Below are 21,930 nucleotides of genomic sequence, written 5' to 3'. Positions count from 1 at the left end.
CACGGTGCATGCAAGGCACCGAGGCCTTGACCGATCAGCTCGTCGCGAGGCTGCTTTTCAGCAGGAATTCCAGCAAGTCGTCCGAAGTCGGCTCGCCCCAGGTGTCGAGCGCCAGCCATCGGAAGAAGCTGGTTTGCGCGAGCTTGCTTGCCTTCTTCTTCGGCGACAGCGTCAGGTCCTTCGACCCGGCCACCGTCTCGTTGTAGCGCTCGATCAGCTTGGTCTGGTCGTCGATCTCCAGCTCTCGGAAGTACGCCCCCGCTTCGTCGACCTTCGCGGCCAGGTATTTGTCGCGAATCTGCTCCTGCTTGCTCTGTGCCGATTCCTTCGCCGGCGCGGCCGTGTCGGTTCCCTGCCCATCGGCCAGCGTGTAGCCGTGCGTCAACGCCTTGCGGAAATACGCGGCCACGTTGTCGACTGGCGCTGCATTCTTCTTCGTAGTCCGATTCAGCGTATAAGCGATCGCAGCCTTGATGCGCTGCACGCCGTACTGCGTGATCAGCCGGCGGGCTTCCGAGCGCGGAATCCCGAACTTGGCAACTTCGTCGATCAGCGCTTCATTCTTGACGTCGCCTTCCTCGACCGTATCCGCGCTCTGCTTGCGTGTCACCTTGAACTGGACGGCCTCCACGCTGCGACCTGACTTGTGTTCAATCAGCTCGAGCGTGTGGTCGGAAACTTCGTTCACCTCTTGAATGCACGGCACGAGAACCTTGCTCTTGAAGAGCTTGTATTCCTTGTACGACTGCGATGCCTTGTCCTGACCAAGAATCAGGTCTCGAAATTTCGGCAGCGGGATCTTCGCGGTGATACCGATTCCCTCGTAGCGCACGGTGTTTTCCCACAACGCCAGCGAGTGCGAACGGCGGAACTCGCGCGCGATCCGCATATCGATCAGCGCGTAGATCTCCGGATTGAGCAGCTCGCTGCGAATCTGGTCGGAGAAGCTGTATTTCAGCACCGATTGCTCGAGCTCGGCGCCGGCGAGCAGGCCGGACGCCTTCCACACCGTCGAGCGATCGGCAGCCAGATAGTCCCAATTGACGACGGTACTGATCAGCGAGTTGACCGTGTCCTTCACGTACTTTGTGTTGTTGCTGTTCAACCCGCTCTCGTGCGATAGCGCGGCGATCGAAATCGAGAAACTCGTGCGGCCGGGCTCGAACGCTTCTTGACGAAGAGCGTTCTTGATCAGCGAGCTGAACATCTTGCGCTGCTGCAGACCAATCTTTCCGGACTTCGGAGCGATATGAATGGCCTGGACCGCCTTGCGCAGCAGATCGGGAGGCTCGGGTGTCTGAAACAGCGAAACCTGCTTGTCGGAGCCTTTGATTGCGGGCTTGCGCGGCATCGTGTTGTCCGGAGAAGGTGACCTTATTGATGGCGGACTTTATACCTTTTCCGGCGGACGAGCAACGTGTTGTTCTCCAGTATTACTTGCACTATCGTTTCTAACACCATGTTGCGAAAAGGAAAGTTCCCATTTTTCGACCAACCGGACGCCCCATACGCATATACCTTTCCACGAAAAAACGCTCCCAAATCCTGGTACCTTTCCCCCTGCGACAGCCAAACCCGGCACGACATTTGCCGGCCCTTAGGTACCCATCCATGGGGCGAAATCCGTCGGGATTCGCATGCGCTGCACACTCCAGTGGTGCCGTGCAACACGATCTGCATTTCTCCCATAACGGGGTACCTTGCATGTTTCCCATGGATGGATACCTGTGGAATCCGCCGGCCGCGCCTTTTGTCGGCACATACTGCAGGGCAGGTAAAACGGCTCCCATGAACGGCTACCGTCAGAAATCCCCACAGAAGGTAACCTTTCCGCCTCATCGTTCCTGTTTATGGGAGAGTGCGCTCATCCGGCCATGTAAAGGGTGGTGCCCAGCCCACATTGGACTACCATAAACGGCTACCTCAAAGCGCCCCCATAACCAGCTACCTCACATAGCCTGTGAAGCAGCAAAGCAGCAGGAGACGCAGTGGCGCGGCCCCATAAATGGCTACCAATAACGGGTCCCACAAACGGCTACCTGAACGATATTGAAGCGGAAATCCCATAACAGGCTACGCGTGCCCCATATCCACAACCCCTGTTTCCCACAACGCGGTACCCGATTCCCCAAATCCACAGACCTGAAGCCCCATACTCTTCCGCCTGTGCCACCATAAATGGGTACCGAACGCCCGTCAAAGCCTTGCCTGACAAGGCTTCGAGCCGTCTAAAAGTAGTTAAAGAAGTAAACGTGGTTTACCAAAGATGTAAACACACGTGTGCTTGCGCAGAAAAACTCCCCCATAAACCGCTACCCAAGCCGTCCGCACGTGGGCTGGACTTGCAGCTCTGATGGCTTCAGGCCCACAGGTCACCGCCCATGTGGGCGAAACAATCGCCGTTTCAAGCCTGGCAAGGCTTTCCCTGGGGGTAAGTACCCACTCACAAGGGACCAAACGTAGAAACTTATGGGACGAAATCGCCAGTTCCAGCAGTTAGGTTCCCATCTATGGGATCGCAAAACGGCAGGAACGACGTACCGGGTGGACGCTCTCCGCGCAAAGCGACACGCCGAATCTGGCAGGCGGTTTTTGCAGGCGTCGACCTCAACAGCAAGAAATCGCTGAAATTCAGCGGGCGGCAGTCCCTTGCGCGCCGATCGCGACGTATCTGGAGATAAGTCTTCCGTTATCGCGAATAGCCCCCTTGCGGGGTTTCTCATCAGTGCGGAGACGTAGAGCGACAGCTGCCTCCTCTCTACCTCTCGATCGGACCACACATTCTTCTACCTTTGGTGAGCCGACGCCGCGTTGTAATCCATCGGCTGTGTCTGCTGAGGTGACTTCGACAAATTCAGCATCGCCCCGACCGTGAGCCGGGCCCCATTGTGAGCCCCGCACATGGTCGGCCCATACCGGGCTCCCGAACACTCTCACCACCAGGTCGTCGACGTGTCCTGTAAATCCTCACCGACGAGGTGACGCACAGCTCTTGTAGGTCACAGTCAAACGTCCGTGAGCACGACATGAAAAACTGTGAGCGCTACGCGTAGCGGGCGGGCCCGACCCGGCCGGGGGCCCTGTGTCAAAGCGCGTCAAAACGCCGGACTGTGATGCACGGCGCGAACTCGTCGTTCGATTCGGCGCGATTGGTGATGCGCCGGCGCGACCGTGCATCCGTGACGGCCGGCTGCTGAAGCGTTCACCTTTCCAAGAAGTCGTCGACGCGCGGACGTTCGAAGAAAAGTGCCGAACAGGTAGCCTCGCGTATGGCGTCTGGTTACCCCGTCCTTGGCGCGGTGCCCGCTCAAGGTGTATGTGTGATCGAGCCGCCTGCGGCACGACGGCAATCGTGGTCGTTTATGGGAAACGCGGCGGTTCGAGCAGGAGCGCCGGACGACATTTCAGACACGTTTGATATTCCGCTTGCTCACCGGCTCATCGAACGACGGTGGCGCTGCTCGAGCGGCGCTCAAAACGACGCATCCACTGGCGTCATTTCGGTGCAGAAGCACCGAAACGAATCTCATCGTCATGCAGGACGCGCGTCCGCCGTCCGGAACGATCGCGTTCGCCGAACGGTTGCTGCGACCGATGTGTCGGAGTGTCGATGCGCAAGCTGTCTCATCGTGTTCCATCGCGAGAAGTGAGATTGCGCCGCGCGGGTCGGACGTCAATGCCGAGTGGTCCCGGTGTGCGTATTCCCGCGAATGTTTGCACGATGACCCCACATTTTTTGCAACGCGGTTATGATGCAAAGGCTCTAATCGCGACATGAGGAGCGATTGGGAGCAGGGGCGGTATCTCGATGTCCTTTCACTCCGTGATCAATCAGACAAGAGAGTTCAGCAATGCGAATCCAGATCAGAAAACTCACGCTGGCTGCTACGGCAGCTGCTTTCCTCTTCGGCTCGGCGGCTCCTGTGTTCGCGCAGACCGATGCCAGCGCACCGGCTGCCCAGGATGCGAAAGCCGCGAAGCGTGAAGCACGCAAGGCAGCACGGGCAAAACGCAAGGCCGAACACAAGGCAGCGCGTGCGAAAAACAACGCCGAACTGAAGAAGCTCGAAGACGCTGGCTACAAACCGTCGGCCAATGACCCGAACTATCCGCAGAACCTGCAGAACGCTGAGAAGAAGGCGGGCGAAGCCGCTGGCGCAAGCCAATAAGCTCGCCCGTGGTTTGACAAGCCCCGGCCTTGTGCCGGGGTTTGTCATTTGTGCGGCAAAAGCATGTGCGCATGTCTTCGCCGACGTTTCCCCTCAGTGCCGCTCGGTTTTCATTCCTCAATCATCATGCTCCTGGACGACATGTCGATTCGGTCGGCGACTGCCGAGCGCATTCGCGTCATGCGTTCAACTGGGCCGTTGCACGGCACGAGCGAAATGCGATGAAACCGGCCCGTTCTCGGTAGGCAAAATTGAAGTCCGGCCTATGCGGATCTCCTCGCGCTATTGCTATGGAGTGCAAAAGAGCGCGGTGACACTGCGCTGGTGATCCGCCGCGAAACATGCGCAATCAGCGCGAACGTGGCCGCGCCCAACCGCCCCAAACGTTCTCGCGGCTGCCGACATGGTCAACGCCGCCCGTTCGTTCCCCCTGCATTCCCTGTCGCTTTCAGCCAGTCCTTGAATGCCCGCACCGCTTCATCGCCGGCGCGAGCGGCTGCCACATAAGTGAAATAGCGCCACGGCGGCAATGCCGGTTCGCTGAACGGCTGCACCAGGCGGCCCTCGGCAATGTCGTCCGCGACGAGCGCAATCGGCCCCATTGCCACGCCGAGGCCATCGAGCGCGCCCTGCAGTGTCAGATAGAAGTGTTCCAGCGTGAGCGAGTGGCGCGGCACCAGGTTCGAGTATCCGGCTGCCGCTAGCCATTCCGGCCACATGCCGGGATAGGTTGCCGCGTGCAACAGCGTGAAATCCGCAAGATCGGCTGGCGTATGTAACGGTCGACGCTCGAGCAGTTTCGGCGAGCACACGGGCAGCCGGACCTCGGACAGGAATTCTTCCGCAACATATCCGTCGATGGCCAGCGGGCCGCCACGCACGATCAAATCAACCTTGTCGCGCAGCTTGTCGATCGGCTCGTTGGACGTCGACAGACGGACCTCGATGGCCGGATGCGCGACCTGGAACGACGATAGCTTCGGCACAAGCCAGCGCAGCGAAAACGTCGCGGGGGCGCTCACCCGCAGCACCCGCTGCTGCCCCTGACCGAAATGCTGCGCGGTGGCCAGCGCGATGCGGTCGAACGAAGCGCCGACCTCGGCAAGGTACGCGCGGCCGGCATCGGTCAGGTCGACGCGCCGGTTGTGCCGTTCGAACAGCGGTCGGCCAAGCCAGGCCTCTAGTTGCTGCACATGCCGGCTGATCGCTCCATGGGTCACACACAGCTCGTCGGCGGCGAGCGTGAAACTGCCGAGCCGCGCCGCGGCTTCGAACGCGCGCAGCGAATTAAGCGGGGGAAGTCGTCGGGCCATTCGTTGTTCGCGTGAATTTTAATCACACGATCGCTCAGATTAAATCGTTTGATCGGGCAATACAGGTACTCCAATATGGCACACAACCGGTCTTCACGACCGATATGTGTGTCTGAATTTCTCACATGGAGTATGGAGCATGCCGAACGTGGTCGTAGTGGGCGCCCAATGGGGCGACGAAGGCAAGGGGCGCGTCGTTGACTGGCTCGCGGCGCAGGCCGATATCGTCGCCCGCTACAACGGGGGCCACAACGCGGGCCATACGCTGGTCGTCGGCGACAAGACATACAAGCTGGCGTTGTTGCCGAGCGGCCTGGTGCGCGGCAAGCGCGGCGTAATCGGCAATGGCGTCGCGCTCGATCCGGAGGCGCTGCTGGCCGAGATCGGCCGGATGGCAGAACTCGGGCTGTCGGTAACGCCCGACAACCTGTCGATTGCCGAGAACGCCACGCTGGTGCTGCCGATTCACCGTGCGATCGATCAGGCGCAGGAGCGTCTTCGTCCCGAACCCATCGGCACCACGCTTCGAGGGATCGGGCCGGCATACGAAGACAAGATCGGTCGCCGCGGGCTGCGCGTTGCCGATCTGGCTGAACCGAGCCGGCTCGCGGGCAAGCTCGACGTGCTCGTGGACCATCACAATGCGTGGTTTCGCGGGCTGGGGCTCGAGCCGTGCTCGCGCGACGCAATGCTCGCGACCCTCGTCGACATCGCACCCAAGATCCTGCCGTTCCTGCGTCCCGTGTGGGCCGACCTGAACGACGCAACCGATCGCGGCGAGCGGATCCTCTTCGAGGGCTCGCAGGCCGTGATGCTCGACATCGACTGGGGCACCTATCCGTTCGTGACGTCGTCGGGCACCGTTGCATCGGCCGCCGCGGCCGGCACGGGTCTGGGAGCGGCGAAGCTCGGTCACGTGCTGGGCGTGACCAAAGCGTATGCGACGCGAGTCGGCGGTGGTCCGTTCCTTACCGAGCTGATCGATGCAACCGGGGAAGCGCTGCGCACGCGCGGACGCGAGTTCGGCGTCAACACGGGGCGGCCGCGCCGCTGCGGATGGCTCGATGCCGCGCAGCTGCGGCAGGCCGTGCGAGTCTCGGGCATCGATTCGCTCGCGCTCACCAAACTCGACGTGCTCGACGGCTTTACGTCGATCGAGCTGTGCGTCGGCTACGAGCTCGATGGCGCGCGCGTCGACCATCTGCCCGCGAGCCTCGATGCGCAGGCACGCGCGAAACCCGTGTACGAACGGTTCCGCGGGTGGGAGGGCACGGTGAAGGGCATCCGCGACCGTGCGGCGCTGCCGCGCGCAGCGCAGGACTTCATCGCACGGGTCGAGGCGGTCGCGGGCGCACCGGTATCGATGATCACGACCGGCGCCGAGCGCGACGATACGATCGTGCTGAGCAACCCGTTCGACGCGGCGTAAATGCGGTGCGCACGATGCACCGCGGCTCGGTCGAGTCGCTGCGATGCGGCCCGCGCTGACGGGGTCCCGCTCGCCCCCGGTGCATCGATTGGCGCATGAACGCTCATGCGTCGCGCGCGCGCACGGCGAACTGGACACGTCGGCACCGCTGCGGTACTGTTCCGCACAATTCGCGCCAGACCGGCCCGCGCCGGCAGCGCAGCGCTGCGAAGCGATTTCAATCCCGGGGACATGTCGATGGACACGTTACAGATGATGCGCATTTTCGTCCGGGTGGCGGAGGAGGGCAGCTTCACGAGCGCGGCCCAGCGTCTGGACATCACCACCGCCTACGCCTCGCGTTCGGTCGCGCAACTTGAAACGCATTTGCGTACGAGGCTGCTCAACCGCAGCACGCGCCGCATCGCATTGACCGATGCCGGACAGCGCTATCTCGACCGGTGCCAGCGCATCCTCGGATATATCGACGAAGCGGAAGCCGAGGCGGCCGATGCGCAGGCGAAACCGTCGGGACGCCTGCATGTGCACGCGACGACGAGCTTTGGGCAGGCCTATCTGGTGCCCGCGGTCGTGCGATACCGGCAGCGCTACCCGTCGGTGGCGGTCGAGCTTACGCTGTCGCAGCACGTGCCGGACATCATCGACGAAGGCTACGACGTGTCGCTGCAACTGAGCACGACGGAGTTGCCCGATTCCGGGCTGGTATCGCAGCGGCTCGGCGACGTGCACAGCGTGCTGTGCGCGTCACCAGCCTATCTGAACGAGCGCGGCACGCCACGCACCGTGCGTGATCTCGAAACGCATTCGTGTCTGCAGATCGTCACGCCGATATTTCCGCGCGACCGCTGGCACCTCGACGGTCCGAACGGTCGCGAGACATTCGAACTGCCGCAGCAGGATTTCCAGGTCAACATCGCCGATGCGCTCGGTGCCGCGCTGCGCGCCGGCCTCGGGATCGGCTCGCTGCCAATGTCGACCGCGGTGCCCGCACTCGAAAGCGGTGCGCTGGTTCGCGTATTGCCCGAATATCGTTTGCAGAAGCTGACGGTCTACACGCTATACGCGTCGCGCCAGTATCTCGACGCGAAGATCCGCACGTTCGTCGATTTTCTGCGGGAATGCGTGCCCGAAATGCTGTCCGCCGACGAGGCGGCGCTGCGCGGTTCCTGTCAGTCCTGAGCGAAACCGGCAACGCGTGCCGGGTCGAGCGGCATGGCGCATGTCGTATCCGCGGCGAACCGGCGTTTCGATGCGCCGGATGATTTGCACACCGAATCTGATCGGCGCATCGCCGACGTCGGCGCGGCAGCATTGCAGGTGCGTGCGCAACGAATTCCCGGCAGAAAACGACAACGCCACGGATGCGACTCCGTGGCGTCTTGCTTGCCGTGCGTCGTCGCACGGCATTCGCGATTGCGCGCTACGCGTTAGTGCTGCTCGCTCCAGAGCGTACGCCCGAAGAACGTGAGCGTGCGATCCCATGCTATCTGCGACCACACCGGGTCGAACTGCGTACCGCCAATGCGGCCCGGGCCGACGGCCGTTTCGTTCGCGAACGCATGATGAGCGAGATAGCGGTGGAACTCGAAGCCGACCTTCGCGTCGGTCAATTTTTTCTCCAGCGCGTCGACCTGATCGATCGCGAAAAACGCATCCTGCGTACCCCAGTGGCCCATGAGCGGCACCTTGATCTTGGACGGATCCAGGTAGTCGAGCGGAGGGAATCCGTACCACGTAACGCCGGCGTCCGCATCGGCGAACTGCAACGACAGCAGCGTGAGTGCGCCGCCCATGCAGAAACCGGTGACGGCGACGCGCGATGCGCGCGTCTTCAGATATTGCACGGCGCCAGGAATGTCCTGCGATGCGGCGTCGCCGAAATCGAGACCGGTCATCAGATGGTGCGCTTCTTCCTCTTCGACCGTCGACTTGCCGCGATACAGATCGGGCACGAGCGCGAAGTAGCCACAGCGCGCAAGGCGATCGGCGACGCCGCGAATCTGGTCATTCAGGCCCCACCATTCCTGGATGACGACGACAGCGGGTGCACCTTCGGTCTTGTCCGGCGTCGCGAGGTAGCCCTGCAGTTCCTGCCCGTCCGGGCGGCGAAACGTGATCATGGAACCGGATGTTTGAGACATGAAACCGCTCCTTTTCGAAAAATGCGATGAGTGCGGCATCGGGTCGGCCAGCGAGCGCGGTATGCCCGGTGGCTCGAGGGTTGGCTCGCGTTCGCTTCGGCCGGCGCCGACCACGCGGCCATTCTATGCGCAAACGCCGGCAGTCTGCGCGAAAGGGGGCGGCGCGGCGGCCGATCCGGAATTGCATTGACCGTGCGGTTTGAATCGACCGGTGTGCATGTCGGCGGCGCCGCAAACGAAACACCCCGCGCCGATGAACGGGAGCGGGGTGTTTCGCCGACGTAGCGAGCGGACCGGGGTGGGGCGCGTGCGTTGCCTTACTGGCCGAAATAGACGGAGTCGCGAGCGCTTTGCTTGCTGGCGATGGCCCGGCCCGCGCGCACGCCGGCGGCGGCCTGGACACCGTAACCTGCTGCGTCGTTGTTCGTCACGCGCGCCTGCGCGGTCTGCAACGCATTCGGGTAGTGCGCGTCGGACACTTCCGGCTTGTACCCGGCCTGCTCGAGCTGTACGAGTTCCTCGCGGACCTGGGCGCGCGTCAATTCGCCCGACGGGCTCGACTGCGCGAAGGTGCCAAAGGATGCGGTGAGCGCGGCGGCAGCGGCGACTGCGCAGATGAACGACTTCATGGTGACCTCCGGTTTTCGTGGATTTCGCGCTTCGCGTGTTGCATCGAGCGGTTGACTGCATCGTAGCGATCGCGATACCGGCCGGAAATACACGTTCCAGCGAATAATTATTGCAACTGGGTAAACGATCGACGCCGAAGCGTAGTTTCATCGGATTATTCTTCGCACGACGGAAGGCAGTTGTTAGTACGCGAGATCGTGCGCGCGCACCGGCGAACCGCTCGCATGCCTGCGTTCACTGGTCGGACCGCGGGCTGACGATCGATTGACGCGATCGAGAACGGGCACGTGTGTCGACCGCATGCCGACTCCGATCGATGGAAAGTCAAATAAATCGGACAACAAAGTGCTCGGCAGAACACGGGATACGGCCGCTTGATTGGCTCTGCATGCCATGCCGGCAATCGTGATTGCGCATCGACGGAAATTGGAGAGTTGCATCGTCGCGCGTATCGCATCACTCGCCGGCAACCGCTTGTCGCTTACGGTATTCGGCTGGCGTGATCCCGACATGTCTCGCGAACGACCTTCTGAGTGTATCGACGTTCGTGAAGCCACATTTCGCGGCGACCTGCTTCGGCGTGTGCTGTCCGCTTTCGAGCAACTGCCGCGCCTTCGAGACGCGCGTCGCTTCGACCCATGCCGCTGGCGTCATGCCCACCTCCGCGCGGAAGAGTCGCGCGAAGTGGCGCGGGCTCATGCCAGCGTGCTTCGCCAGTTCCGCCACCGAGTGCTCCAGTTCGGGATGGCTCGCGACCCAGCGCTGGACTTCCTGCAGTACCGAGCGTCCGGCCGGCCGTGCGTCGCCACCGCGGCTGAACTGGAGCTGGCCCCCCGGACGCTTGAAGAACATGACGAGTTGCGCGGCGACGCGCCTTGCGATCTCGCGACCAAGATCTTCCTCGACCAGCGCAAGCGCGAGATCGAGGCCGGCCGTGACACCGGCGCCCGTGCGTAGCTTGCCGTCGCGTACGTACAGCGCGTCGGCTTCGACCGTCAGCGACGGATATGCTTCGGCGAGCGCGTCGGCGGCGGCCCAGTGCGTGGTCAGGCGGCGCCCTTTCAGCAGGCCGGTCGCCGCGAGGATGAATGCACCGGTGCAGATCGAGCCATACCGTTTGCTTTGCACGGCCGCCGATCGCAGCCATGCGAGTACCTCTGTACTCAGCACGATCCGGCTTGCACCCGGCGCACCGGCAACGAGCAGCGTATCGATGCGATCGGGTATGTCGGGGACGATCCAGTCGGCGAGCAGTCGAGCGCCGGACGACGTGCGAATCGGACCGGCCCCGCTCGCGATCACGCGCAACGTATAGAACGACTTGCCGCATTCGGCGTTCGCCTGTGCGAATACGTCGAGCGGTGCGGAGATGTCGAGCAGTTGTACGCCCGGTACCGCGAAAATACCCACGACTTTCGGCATGTTCGATTGTGCGTCGTGACGCTTTGGCGAATGTGACGGGTAGCAGTATAGGCGCCAGTTGCGATGACGCGACGGGCCGGCGGCGCAGCCCGCGCGCGCATGGTCGCGGTTTCCGCGTTGATGGCCGGCGATCACGCGAAATGGCAGGATTTGTCGTGGCACGTCAATTGATGCCAACTCCCCGGTTCCGGAGAATGGATGCTGTCTTCAATGGAGGTCGACCATGACTGTGAACGTTGCCGGTATCACTCTTCCCGACAGCCAGCTGGCTCGCGAGATTACCGAGCTTGTGCGCGATACCGAGTCCGAACTGCTGTTTCATCACTCGAGCCGTGTCTACTATTTCGGCGCGCTGGCCGGTCAGCGCCGCGGGCTCAACTACGATCCCGAACTGCTGTATTGCGGCTGCATGTTTCACGACATGGGGCTCACGCATCGGCACAGCAGCGCGTGCGAGCGATTCGAAGTGGATGGCGCGAACGCCGCTCGGGATTTCCTGAAGAGCAAGGGGATCTCGCAACAGGACATCGACATCGTGTGGACCGCCATCGCGTTGCATACCACGCCGGGGATTCCGCAGCACATGCATCCGGTCATTGCGCTCGTGACGGCCGGTGTCGAAATGGACGTGCTGGGCCTCAAGTATTCGGAATACAGCGACGTCGAGCGCGAGGCCATCGTGAGCGCGCATCCGCGCACGCCGCATTTCAAGGAGGACATCATCCAGACGTTCTACGACGGCATCCGGCACAAGCCCGACACCACGTTCGGCAACGTGAAGGCCGACGTGCTGGCCGACAAGGATCCGCATTTCCATGCGGGCAACTTCTGCAGCGTGATTCGCTCGTCGGCGTGGGCTGGTTGACCGGCGTCGGAGGGGGGCGGCCGTGCTCGATGCAGCCGGCGAGCGTGCGCCGCTCCGACGGTTATCCGGTGGAAAAGTTGTTACGTGACAATCGTATGACCAGATGGGCCGACTTTATATACTGAATGTCGCTATCGTCGCCACGAAGTGGCTCTGCGATTTGCCACCTCCAAGAGCACATCAAAGGGGCAGTGCCGTTGCTGGCTCGCCCCCGCGACGGGCTCCCGATAGCGCACTACGACCGTATCCGCATGATCCCGGCAAAACGCCTATAATGAACGGGCAAATTGCCGGAGAAGAATCATGAGCACGATCGCATTTCACCCGTCGGGCGTCGCGCATCCGCGTCAGGCGGAATTCACGATCCTCGAACAACTGCTTGCGATCCGCGTGCGCTCGGGCGCCGATCTTGCCGAACTGGCGAGCGCGCGCGTCGACGTCGCGGTGATCGACCGGCTGTCGGAGCGCGGACTCAAGTCGGACGAACTTGCGTTCATCATCCCCAGGCGCACGTTGAGCCATCGCCGCCAGGCGCACGAGCGTCTGTCGCCGGAGGAATCCGACAAGGCGATCCGGCTCGCGCGCATCGTTGCGCAGGCGACGGCCACGTTCGGCGATCAGGACAAGGCGATGGCATGGCTGCGCAACGGGCTTCAACGCTTCGGCGGCCGCACGTCGCTCGACATGTCGAGCACTGAACACGGCGCGCGACTGGTCGAAGAGGCCCTCACACAGGTCGACGAGGGGTACTTCGCTTGATCACGCTGTGGCGGATCAGCAATTACGCGGACCTGAAAGGCGTTGGCGGATTGCGGGCCGGCGGGCGATGGCATTTTGCCGGGCAGCCGGTCGTCTACCTCGCCGAGCATCCGGCGCTCGCGCTGCTCGAGACGCTCGTTCATTTCGAAATCGCGACCGTCGCGCAGTTGCCAAGCGGATACCAGTTGCTGCGCGTCGAGGTGGCCGAATCGGTGGACGTTGCCGAGATCGCGGAAGGCGATGCGCCGGCCGACTGGCGAGACGATGTCGAGTGGACTCGCAGTGCCGGCACCGAATGGTTGCATACGCAACCAAGTGCGCTGTTGCGCGTCCCAAGCGTCGTCGTGCCGCACGCGCACAACTTCCTGTTGAACCCGCTCCATCCCGCGGCTTCCGAAGTCCGGATTGCGGAAATCATGCAATCGCCGTACGACAGCCGGATTCTGCGGCTAGTCCATTCGAACAAGGATACGTAATGCCGATCGCGCGTCGTCGCGTCCGCAATGCCGGTCAGCGTTCGTGCGCGGCGCGATCTGCGGCTGCGTCTCGCGCCAGCGTTTGCCGGATCCGCGTGACCGTCCGTGAACTGGCGAGACCGAGCATCGCAGTGACGTCCGCGTGCGAATGGCCGTCCAGCAATTGGCGACGCGCATACGTATTGCGCAGCACGCGCGGGCTCAGCTCCGTCGCATGAACATCGATCGCGGCCAGCGCTTCGCGCACGACCAGTAGCAGGAACATGTCGTTCATTGCGCCGCCGCGCGGTGCGGGAAACAACAGCGCCGATGCCGGCCCCTCGGCCGAAATCGCTCGCCATGCGGCGAGCGGCGCCCACGCAAACGACGCGAGCGTGATCATTCGCGCCGGCCGTGCGCGATTGCGCGGCACGGCGAGCGTTGGCGGCCGTGCGTCGAGATCGAGCGCGTCGCGGGTCAGTACACGAATCTCGGCCGACGTGATGCCGCTCCCGAGCAACAGCGCGATGATCGCGCGATTCCTGCAGGCGGCCGGCGTATCGTCCGGACGCGGCTGAACGTGACGCTGCAGGGCGGCGTCGGCGTCCGCCGACAAGTAGCCCGGTTCAGGCTCGCCATCGGGCCATGCGAGATCGCGCGTCGTTCGACCTGCGGGATGACTCGTCCGCACACCGGTCTCCACGAGATGGCGGGATAGCCGCTCGATCAGCTTCGCATAGCGCATGCGTGTCGACGTGCCCGGTGTGCAGCGCCGTTCGAGTTCGGCCAGGAACGTCGCGACATGATCCGGGCCGAACGTCGCCAGCGATACGCGCTGCGAAACGAGATGGTGCAGGAATCGTTCGAACATCGCCACATGTTGCACGACCGATCGTGGTGCGAACGGCCGGCGGCCGGCGCCGGTCGCAGCCGTTTCCTGCCACGCGCGAAATGCGCCGACGGGGTCATGAGTCCAGCGATTCGTGTCCATGCAGGATTTATATCCGCACGTCGCAGCGCAGGCAATCTTGCGTGACCGCCATCAAGAGGCTGCGCAATGCATGCGCCGGCCGCGACGATTGTCAAACACTGTGAGTCAATCGTCAGCATTTGCAACCGAAGTAACAGTCGCCGCAATTCGACGGTTTCGAGCGTTTGCGCCGCTACATTAGCTCCACCTGCCGCACGTCGCGGCGAGGCATGCGACCGGCCGCATTGAGCGGCCCGCAGCAACAACGTCTTTGGGGAGAATGACCATGAACAAGATTCGCACGATTCTGCTTGGCGCCGCGCTGACGGCAATCGCATCGGCTGCTTTCGCACAAACCGCGCAGACGGGCGCGGAGGGTTCCGCCGGCGTCGGCGCACAGGTCCAGACGCCTCTGCTCGGCGGCGGCGTGGGCGTGCAGGCCGGCGCGGGCGCCAATGCGGCGGGCTCGGGTTCGGGCGCAGGCAATCTCGTCGGCGGTGCACTGCACGGCGTCGGCAAGACGGTCGGCGATGTCGGCTCGGCAGCGGGCAATACGGTCGGCGGCGCGACGCAGGCGGTCGGCTCGGCTGCCGGTTCCGCGCAGGATGCCGCAACATCCGCCGCACACGCGACGAAGGCACACGTGAAGCATGTCGCGACCTCGGCAAAGACCCACGCGCAGCGCGCAGTGTCGACGGCGGGCGATGTCGCAGGCGGTGCGAAGGCGAAGGCCGGTGAAGCGCTCGAAGGCGCGACGAACTCCGTGCAGGGCGGCGCATCGGTCGGCGTGAAGGGTTCGGCGTCGGCACAAGGCGGAGCGTTGTAAGCGATACGTTTCCCGCGAAGGTTCGGGCCGCCTTGATGCGGGCCGGGCTGCTCGGGATGGTCGGCGCGATCCTCACTCAGCGGTCTACGCTGAGTGAGGATTTTGTCGTTCTGGAGTAACGTCAGGGACACGGTATTGACGATCGGCGTCGATCCGGTCGTGCAAAGCTCATATGAAATCCAGCACTTCGACGCTGAGGCATTGTTGAAGTTTGCCCGGCGCGGCTTTTCAGCACGAATCCCGGACAGATTCGAGCAAGTCTGCTTTATGCGGGCACTTTCTCGCTTGCAAAAAAGGGCTCACGACGGATCTCGTTCCGCGGGCACAAAAGCCCGCGCACGTTGCGCGTCGGCCTCTATCCGGTGCATTCCGTGTGGCCGTGATTTCATTGCATGCGAACCGGCGCGGAGCACGGTAAGAACGCGGCCACGGACTGCGTTTCGGCAGCTCGCAGACCTCTCGCGCGCTGAGCGACTGGCGCGCCTGTGTGGCCGAAACCGCGACGGCGATCGTCCGATTCGATGGCGGATACATCCGTGTTGCCCACGCTGCCGCGCGTTTGCGCATGCCGGTGCTCTTCCATGAACGAGTGACGACGAAACGCGTCGACCGCAATCGCGCATCCGCGCCGGGCCCGTGTGCTTCGTACGCGCACCACGCGCCTGCCATCGCGTGGTCGCCATGCTTAAATAGCTGCGCGTGCGGTCTGCGGGCCGGCATCGTGGCAATACCGCCCGATCGCACTCGCGTCGCAACGCAATGATGCGCCGGCGGCTGTCCGGATTGTCGCTGGCTGCAGCGTCCGTCGTTCAACAGTGCACAATGCCGGTCGACATCGCCCTTTCGTCATGATCCAGAGGAACCTTCGTGAAGTTCATCCACGCGGCAGACATTCACCTTGACAGCCCGTTGCACGGCCTGAGCGCCTATCCGGACGCGCCGGCCGCGCAGTTGCGCAACGCGTCCCGCGAGGCGCTGCGGCAACTCGTGGATCGTGCGATCGAAGAGGAAGTCGCGTTCCTCGTGATCGCGGGCGACCTGTACGACGGTGACTGGAAGGACCACAACACCGGCATCTTTTTCGGCCAGCAGATGGGCCGTCTGCGCAAGGCCGGCATTCGCGCATTCGTGCTCGGCGGCAATCACGATGCCGAGAGCGAGATGACGAAGAAGCTGACCTTGCCCGACAACGTGACCGTGTTCGGTCACCGCAAGCCGGAGACGTTCACGCTGCCGGAATTCGACGTCGCGCTGCACGGGCAGAGCTTCAAGGACAAGGCCGTCGTCGACAATCTCGCGATCGGCTATCCGGATCCCGTGCCGGGCCATTACAACATCGGCGTGCTGCACACCGCGCTCGAAGGCTATGCTGCGCACGCGAACTACGCGCCGTGCTCACTGGCGGAACTGCATGCGAAAGGCTACGACTACTGGGCGCTCGGCCATGTGCACGAGTTCCAGCAATGGTCGGGGCCGTCGACCGTCGTATTCCCCGGCAACCTGCAGGGCCGTCATATCCGCGAGACGGGTCGCCGCGGCGCGGTGCTGGTGACGGTCGAGCAGGGCCGCACGCACGTCGAACGCCTGTACCTCGATGTGCTGCGCTGGGAAGCCGTGTCGGTCGATGCGTCCGACTGCTTCACCGTCGCCGATCTGTCGAGAAAGATCGGCCAGTCGCTCGAGACTTTGCTGAGCGTCGACGGCCACGTGCCGCGCGCGGTGCGCGTGACGGTCGTCGGGCGGACGTCCGCGCATGGTCTCTTTTTCGGCCGTGCACCGCAATTGCGCGCGGAGGTGCTGAACCAGATCGGCATCATCGGCAACGAACGGCTGTGGCTGGAGAAGGTTCGGCTTGCGACGTCCGAACCCGAACGGGCGCAACGCGAGAGCGAGCAGCTCGAGGCGCTGGAAGATCTGAAGCAGATTCTGACCGAGGCCGCGCACGATCCCGACTTCCTCGCCCTGCTAGACCGCGACCTGAAGCCGTTCGTCGGCAAGGTGCGCAGCGACGTGAAGGAGGAGGTGCCGCTGCTGACGATGGCGCGCGCCGGCGAACTCACGGCGCTGGTCGAACAGGTGGGGCCCGCGTTGCTCGCGCGGCTTGCGAGGGGGGAGTAAGCGATGCGCATCAGTCAGCTCGATCTGATCAAGTACGGCAAGTTCACCGACGAAACGCTGCGCTTTCCGTCGGCAAGCCAGGATTTCCACGTGATCGTGGGGCCGAACGAGGCCGGCAAGTCCACCATCCGCACGGCCGTGTCGGAATTGCTGTTCGGGATGAAGCTGCAGACGCCGCTCGACTTCCTGCATGCGACGCCGGAGCTGCGGATCGGCGGTGTGCTGGAGGGCCGCAGCGGTTCGCTCGCGTTTCATCGTGCGCGCGGACGCAGCCCGCTGCGCACGCCGGCCGACGACAAGTTGCCGGACGACTATCTGAACGGGATCCTCGACGGCGCGACGCGCGAGTTCTTCGAGCAGATGTTCGGGCTGGACCATGGTCGGCTCGTCGACGGCGGCCGCAGCATACTCGACGCGTCCGACAAGCTGGGTCAGGTGCTGTTCGAATCGGCTGCGGGCGTCGGTACGCTGGGGCCCGTGCGCGACGAGTTGGATGCCCGCGTCGCGGAGCTGTGGGCGCCGCGACGCAGCGGCAGTGCGTTCGCGCAGGCCGAGACGCTGTTCAACGAGGCCGTCGGCGAACTGAAGGCGGTCCAGGTGCGCACGCGCGACTGGGTCGATCGCAAGGAAGCGCGCGATGCAATCGAGCACGAGATCGAACAGGCACGCGCTGAGCAGCGCCGCCTCGAAGCATTGCGGTCGAAGCTCGAACGCGTGCGGCGACTGGCGCCATATCTGAAGGAGCTGACGATCAAGGAAGCGGCGCTCGCCGAGCTGGGCGCCGTCGTCGAATTGCCGCCGACCGCGTACGCCGACCTGCTGAAAGCGCAAGGTGATCTCGCGGCCGAACGCAAAGTGCTCGAGGAGCGGCGTGCAGACCTGCTCGCGAAACGGCAGACACGCGATGCGATCGAGCCGGATGCCGACGCGCTGGCGCTCGAAGGCGACATCGAATCGCTCGACCGGTTGCGCGGCGCGTGCATGAACCACGCGCAGGATCTGCTCTTGTTGGGAGCGGAAGCCGAGCGGCATCTGTCGGCCGCCGGCGCGGCCGCAGCGCAGCTCGGCTGGCCGACCGACGAAGCGCCGCTGCGGGCTGCACTGCCGAGCGCGTTGTCGCTGAAGACCGTCGCAAACCTGTTGCGCGATCACGGCGCGCTGCATCAGGCGCTGGCCGGCGCGCGCGAAGCGCTCGACGAGCGCACGCAGGAGCTGGCGCAGGTGCAGGATCAGTTGACGCGCCTGTCGACGGTCGAGGTGCCCGAAGTATTGCGTGCGGCCCTCGCCGATGCGCAGGGCTTTCGCGGCAGCGGGCAGCGTGAGCAGGCGCTCGAACGCGACATTGCCGCCGCCGAACGTACGCTCGCCGACGCGCTCGATGCGCTCGGCCGGTGGCGCATGCCGGTCGACGCGCTGAGGCTGCTCGACGTGCCGACCGCGGCCGGGCTGGGTGCGCTGCTTGCCGAAGCGAGCGAACGCGTGAGCGCTGCGGTTGCCGCCCGCGACGCCCGTGATGCCGCGCGCGAAGAGCTCGAGCGGCTCGAACTGCAGGAGAAGCATTTCGCGCAGACCCACAAGGTCGTCACGACCGCCGAGGTACTGTCTGCGCGTGCGCGTCGCGACGCTGCGTGGGGCGACGTCCGCAGCGGTGCGGTCGATCTTGCGACCGGCGCGCCGGCCGTTGACGATGCGATTCGCCTCGCCGACGAACTCGTCGATGCGCAGCTCGGCGCGACGCAGGCAGCGGCGACGCTGCAGTCGCTGCGCCAGCAGGTCGAGGCCGCATGCGCGGTGTTCACGCGCCGGCAGGCGGCCGTTGACGAGCGCGAACGCGAGCTGGCTGCACATCGTGACGCATGGGCCGCACAGGCGGCGACGGCCGGCGTGCCGGGCATGCCGCTCACGGCGATGAGCGACTGGCTCGCGAAGCGCGACGCAGTGTTCGCCGCGCAATCCGAGCTCGACCGCCTGCGCCGCGAATTCGCGATGACTCGCGAGGCACGCGCCGCTGCGGAAGCCGCATTGCGTTCGGCGCTGCAACTGGTATCGCGCGGGGATGGTGCCGATGGACTGGGCGCGCTCGTCGCGATCGCCGAGACGTTCGTGCAGTCGGCGGAGAAAATGCTCGCGCAGAAGGAGGGGCTCGCGGAGCGCGCGCGCGAAGCCGAGCGCGGCTGCGCAACGGCCCGCTCGCGCGCTTCCCAGGCCCAGACCGCGTACGATGCGTGGCATGCGCAATGGCGCGGCGCGCTTGCCGACGCGCGGCTGCACGCGAACGCGGTGACGCTGGCTGCGGCCGAAGGGGCGCTCGCACTTGCGAATACGGTGACGGCCGAACTGGCCGCCGCCGATGCGCCGCGCAACCGGATCGCTGCGATTCGTGCGGAACTGGCTGCGCTCGAGGCCGGCGCACGGCGGCTTGCCGAAGCACTGGAGCCCGCGTGGCTTGCAAGCGGCGACTGGCTCGACGTGGCGCGTCGGTTGACGATGCGTGTGGCGGCTGCACGCGAAACCGCGCGTGCGATTGCACGTGCCGACGACGCTGTGCGGCAAGCTGACGGCAAGGTCGCCGATGCGGCTGCGGCCGTCGCCGGCGCCGACGCGCGGATTCAACCGCTGCTGCAACTGGCCGGCGTCGCGTCGATCGACGCGGCACTGCCGCTGGCCGAGCGCTCGGATCGGCAACGCGAGCTGCGACAGGCGCTCGAAGCCGCGAAGGAGGCGCTCGTGCGCGACGGCGACGGGTTGTCGCAGTCGGCTGTCGAGGCTGAGGTCGCGGAACAGGACATCGCCGATGTGCCCGCACATCTCGAAGCCGTGAAGCAGGCGCTAGGCGATGTCGGCAAGCGCCTGAACGAACTCGCTCAGCAACAGGTCGTCGCGCAGCAGGCATTCGGTGCGATCGATGGCCACGCGAATGCGGCGGTGGCCGAGGCGAAGCGTCAGGAAGCGCTGGCGGCCATGGGCGACGCAGCCGAGCAGTATCTGGAAGCAGCGACCGCGAGCCGCTTGTTGAAGTGGGCGACCGATCGCTATCGCGACCAGAAGCAGGGGCCGATGCTGCGCCGCGCGGGCGAGATTTTCGCCGGGCTTACGCTCGGTGAATTTGCGCGGCTGACCGTCGATACCGAACGGACGCCGCCTGCGCTCTACGCGCGCCGCACGACGGGCACGTCGGTCGAAGTCGCCGGCCTGAGCGAAGGGACGCGCGACCAGCTGTTCCTCGCGCTGCGAATCGCGGCGCTCGAACTGCAGCTTGCCAGCAGAAGCGGGCTGCCGTTCGTCGCCGACGATCTGTTCATCAACTTCGACGATGCGCGGGCGAAGGCAGGCCTCGAGGCGCTGCGCGATCTGTCGACGCGTACGCAGGTGCTGTTCCTGACTCATCACGATCACCTGCTGCCGCTCGTGCACGACGTGTTCGGCGCACGGGTAAACGTCGTCGCACTGCAGCGCGAGGCCGCGGGCGCATGACGGTGGGTGTCCCGATGTCTCAATACGTGGGAATGGTCATCGCGTACAGGTAGTATGTGCGGCTCCGAAACGCACGCTGCCGGTTCTGCCGGCCGCGGGTCCGGCCACACGAGGGGAATCGACAATGAACAAGCTTGTAGCGGCTATCGCATTCGCGGCGGACAAGCATCGCAATCAGCGGCGCAAGGACGACGACGCGTCGCCGTACATCAACCATCCGATCGCACTGGCCGACGTATTGGCCAACGAAGCCGGCATCGAGGACGAGCGCGTGATCGTCGCGGCAGTGCTGCACGACACGATCGAGGATACGGAGACGACCGAACAAGAGTTGCTGCGGCTGTTCGGCAAGGACGTCGCCGACATCGTGATGGAGGTCACCGACGACAAGTCGTTGCCGAAGGACGAACGCAAGCGCCTGCAGGTCGAGCATGCCGCGACTATTAGCCGTCGCGCGAAGCTCGTGAAGCTGGCCGACAAGATCTGCAACCTGCGCGACATCGCGCGGCATCCGCCCGCGGACTGGCCACTCGAGCGCAAGCAGGCGTATTTCGATTGGGCGAAGTCGGTCGTCGACCGGATGCGCGGCGTGCACCCGGGGCTGGAGGCGATCTTCGATGCCGCGTACGACGCGCGGCCGGCGAACTGACGCGCGACCATGCGAGCGGACCGATCCGGATCTGTTGCGCGGTCGTTGCCCGCCGTCGCGGGCGTCGACGTCGGTGGCGACAGGAAGCTGTGCGATCTCGTGATCCTGCGTGGCTCGACGATCGTTTGTCGCGAGGCCAGGATTGCGCCGGAAGCGCTGCCTGCGCTGTGTACCCAGCATAATGTAATGGCTGTTGGTGTCGATGCGCCGAGCCTGTGGTGGAGCGGAACGGGACGCCGGGCTGCCGAGCAGGCGCTCGCGCGCGAGCGGATCTCGTGTTTCCCGACGCCGTCGCGCGAGCAGGCCGTGGCCAGCACATCGGGTTTTTTCGACTGGATGTTCATGGGCGAGCGCGTGTACCGCGCGCTGGCGGATGCCTACCCGCTGTTGACCAATGTGCACTATGCCGGTGGACGTGTGAGCTTCGAGACTTATCCGTATGCGATTACCTGCGCGATGCTCGGCACGGCGATCGCGTCGGCGAAGCTGAAACGCAATCAGCGGCGGCACTTGCTGACGCAGCTCGGAATTGACGTGTCGGCATTGCGATCGGTGGACGCGCGGGACGCCGCGTTATGTGCATTGACCGCGCAATACGTGCTTGACGGAAAAGCCCGCGCGTATGGCGATGCGAAGGGCGGATATATCCGAGTACCGGTAGTCGCCGAGCCGGTCGTTCTGGACAAGATGTGAGCGCGGCGGCGAATTGG

17 protein-coding genes are annotated in these 21,930 nt (G+C 64.3%); 11 read left to right on the top strand and 6 right to left on the bottom strand.

Features of this window, described 5'->3' with window-relative positions:
* Positions 1-34 precede the first annotated feature (34 nt).
* Positions 35-1,351, bottom strand: a complete 1,317-nt coding sequence (locus tag WK25_RS17960; protein ID WP_059545018.1) for a replication initiation protein — start codon at positions 1,349-1,351, stop codon at positions 35-37.
* Positions 1,352-3,851: 2,500 nt separating this feature from the next.
* Between WK25_RS17960 and WK25_RS17955 the strand changes: the two genes are divergently transcribed.
* Positions 3,852-4,169: a hypothetical protein gene (locus WK25_RS17955; RefSeq protein WP_038571111.1), complete on the top strand. Its 318-nt coding sequence runs from the start codon at positions 3,852-3,854 to the stop codon at positions 4,167-4,169.
* Between the two features lie 407 nt (positions 4,170-4,576).
* Here the strand turns inward: WK25_RS17955 and gcvA are convergent, their stop codons facing one another.
* Positions 4,577-5,482 (bottom strand): transcriptional regulator GcvA, encoded by a 906-nt coding sequence (gcvA, locus tag WK25_RS17950; RefSeq protein ID WP_069242266.1) that lies wholly within the window; start codon positions 5,480-5,482, stop codon positions 4,577-4,579.
* Positions 5,483-5,621: 139 nt separating this feature from the next.
* On the opposite strand from gcvA, the gene WK25_RS17945 reads away from it, so the two are divergent.
* Entirely contained in the window at positions 5,622-6,911 is a 1,290-nt protein-coding gene (locus WK25_RS17945; protein WP_069242265.1) for an adenylosuccinate synthase, read from the top strand.
* A 237-nt stretch (positions 6,912-7,148) separates the two neighbouring features.
* Positions 7,149-8,090, top strand: a complete 942-nt coding sequence (locus WK25_RS17940; protein WP_038572250.1) for a LysR family transcriptional regulator — start codon at positions 7,149-7,151, stop codon at positions 8,088-8,090.
* A gap of 248 nt (positions 8,091-8,338) precedes the next feature.
* Here WK25_RS17940 and WK25_RS17935 read toward each other — a convergent pair whose 3' ends face one another.
* The 3 genes from WK25_RS17935 to WK25_RS17925 all read right to left on the bottom strand — a co-directional run bounded on the left by WK25_RS17935 (position 8,339) and on the right by WK25_RS17925 (position 11,104).
* Positions 8,339-9,052: a dienelactone hydrolase family protein gene (locus tag WK25_RS17935; RefSeq protein WP_059545023.1), complete on the bottom strand. Its 714-nt coding sequence runs from the start codon at positions 9,050-9,052 to the stop codon at positions 8,339-8,341.
* A gap of 317 nt (positions 9,053-9,369) precedes the next feature.
* On the bottom strand, positions 9,370-9,681 hold the full coding sequence (locus WK25_RS17930; protein ID WP_038571098.1) for a DUF4148 domain-containing protein: 312 nt from the start codon (positions 9,679-9,681) through the stop codon (positions 9,370-9,372).
* A 457-nt stretch (positions 9,682-10,138) separates the two neighbouring features.
* A complete protein-coding gene (locus tag WK25_RS17925) occupies positions 10,139-11,104 on the bottom strand; it encodes a GlxA family transcriptional regulator (protein ID WP_069242460.1) in 966 nt (321 codons plus the stop codon).
* A gap of 223 nt (positions 11,105-11,327) precedes the next feature.
* Between WK25_RS17925 and WK25_RS17920 the strand changes: the two genes are divergently transcribed.
* From WK25_RS17920 to WK25_RS17910, 3 genes are all read left to right on the top strand, one after another.
* Positions 11,328-11,969, top strand: coding sequence for an HD domain-containing protein (locus WK25_RS17920; RefSeq protein WP_038571096.1), 642 nt, complete (start codon positions 11,328-11,330; stop codon positions 11,967-11,969).
* 303 nt (positions 11,970-12,272) lie between these two features.
* Positions 12,273-12,728: an antitoxin Xre/MbcA/ParS toxin-binding domain-containing protein gene (parS, locus tag WK25_RS17915; protein WP_038571093.1), complete on the top strand. Its 456-nt coding sequence runs from the start codon at positions 12,273-12,275 to the stop codon at positions 12,726-12,728.
* On the top strand, positions 12,725-13,204 hold the full coding sequence (locus WK25_RS17910) for an RES family NAD+ phosphorylase (protein ID WP_038571091.1): 480 nt from the start codon (positions 12,725-12,727) through the stop codon (positions 13,202-13,204). Before parS ends, WK25_RS17910 begins: the two co-directional genes overlap by 4 nt.
* A gap of 34 nt (positions 13,205-13,238) precedes the next feature.
* Here the strand turns inward: WK25_RS17910 and WK25_RS17905 are convergent, their stop codons facing one another.
* On the bottom strand, positions 13,239-14,174 hold the full coding sequence (locus tag WK25_RS17905; protein ID WP_069242264.1) for a tyrosine-type recombinase/integrase: 936 nt from the start codon (positions 14,172-14,174) through the stop codon (positions 13,239-13,241).
* A 265-nt stretch (positions 14,175-14,439) separates the two neighbouring features.
* On the opposite strand from WK25_RS17905, the gene WK25_RS17900 reads away from it, so the two are divergent.
* The 5 genes from WK25_RS17900 to WK25_RS17880 all read left to right on the top strand — a co-directional run bounded on the left by WK25_RS17900 (position 14,440) and on the right by WK25_RS17880 (position 21,913).
* On the top strand, positions 14,440-14,979 hold the full coding sequence (locus WK25_RS17900) for a hypothetical protein (protein WP_038572243.1): 540 nt from the start codon (positions 14,440-14,442) through the stop codon (positions 14,977-14,979).
* 867 nt (positions 14,980-15,846) lie between these two features.
* Positions 15,847-17,097: a metallophosphoesterase family protein gene (locus WK25_RS17895; RefSeq protein WP_038571083.1), complete on the top strand. Its 1,251-nt coding sequence runs from the start codon at positions 15,847-15,849 to the stop codon at positions 17,095-17,097.
* A 3-nt stretch (positions 17,098-17,100) separates the two neighbouring features.
* Positions 17,101-20,571, top strand: coding sequence for an ATP-binding protein (locus WK25_RS17890; RefSeq protein WP_069242263.1), 3,471 nt, complete (start codon positions 17,101-17,103; stop codon positions 20,569-20,571).
* Positions 20,572-20,695: 124 nt separating this feature from the next.
* Positions 20,696-21,220, top strand: a complete 525-nt coding sequence (locus tag WK25_RS17885) for an HD domain-containing protein (protein ID WP_038571077.1) — start codon at positions 20,696-20,698, stop codon at positions 21,218-21,220.
* Between the two features lie 9 nt (positions 21,221-21,229).
* Positions 21,230-21,913, top strand: a complete 684-nt coding sequence (locus WK25_RS17880) for a DUF429 domain-containing protein (RefSeq protein ID WP_069242262.1) — start codon at positions 21,230-21,232, stop codon at positions 21,911-21,913.
* Positions 21,914-21,930: the final 17 nt, after the last annotated feature.

This window comes from Burkholderia latens, assembly GCF_001718795.1.
GTDB lineage: Bacteria > Pseudomonadota > Gammaproteobacteria > Burkholderiales > Burkholderiaceae > Burkholderia > Burkholderia latens_A.
This window is presented reverse-complemented; position numbering and strand designations above follow the sequence as displayed.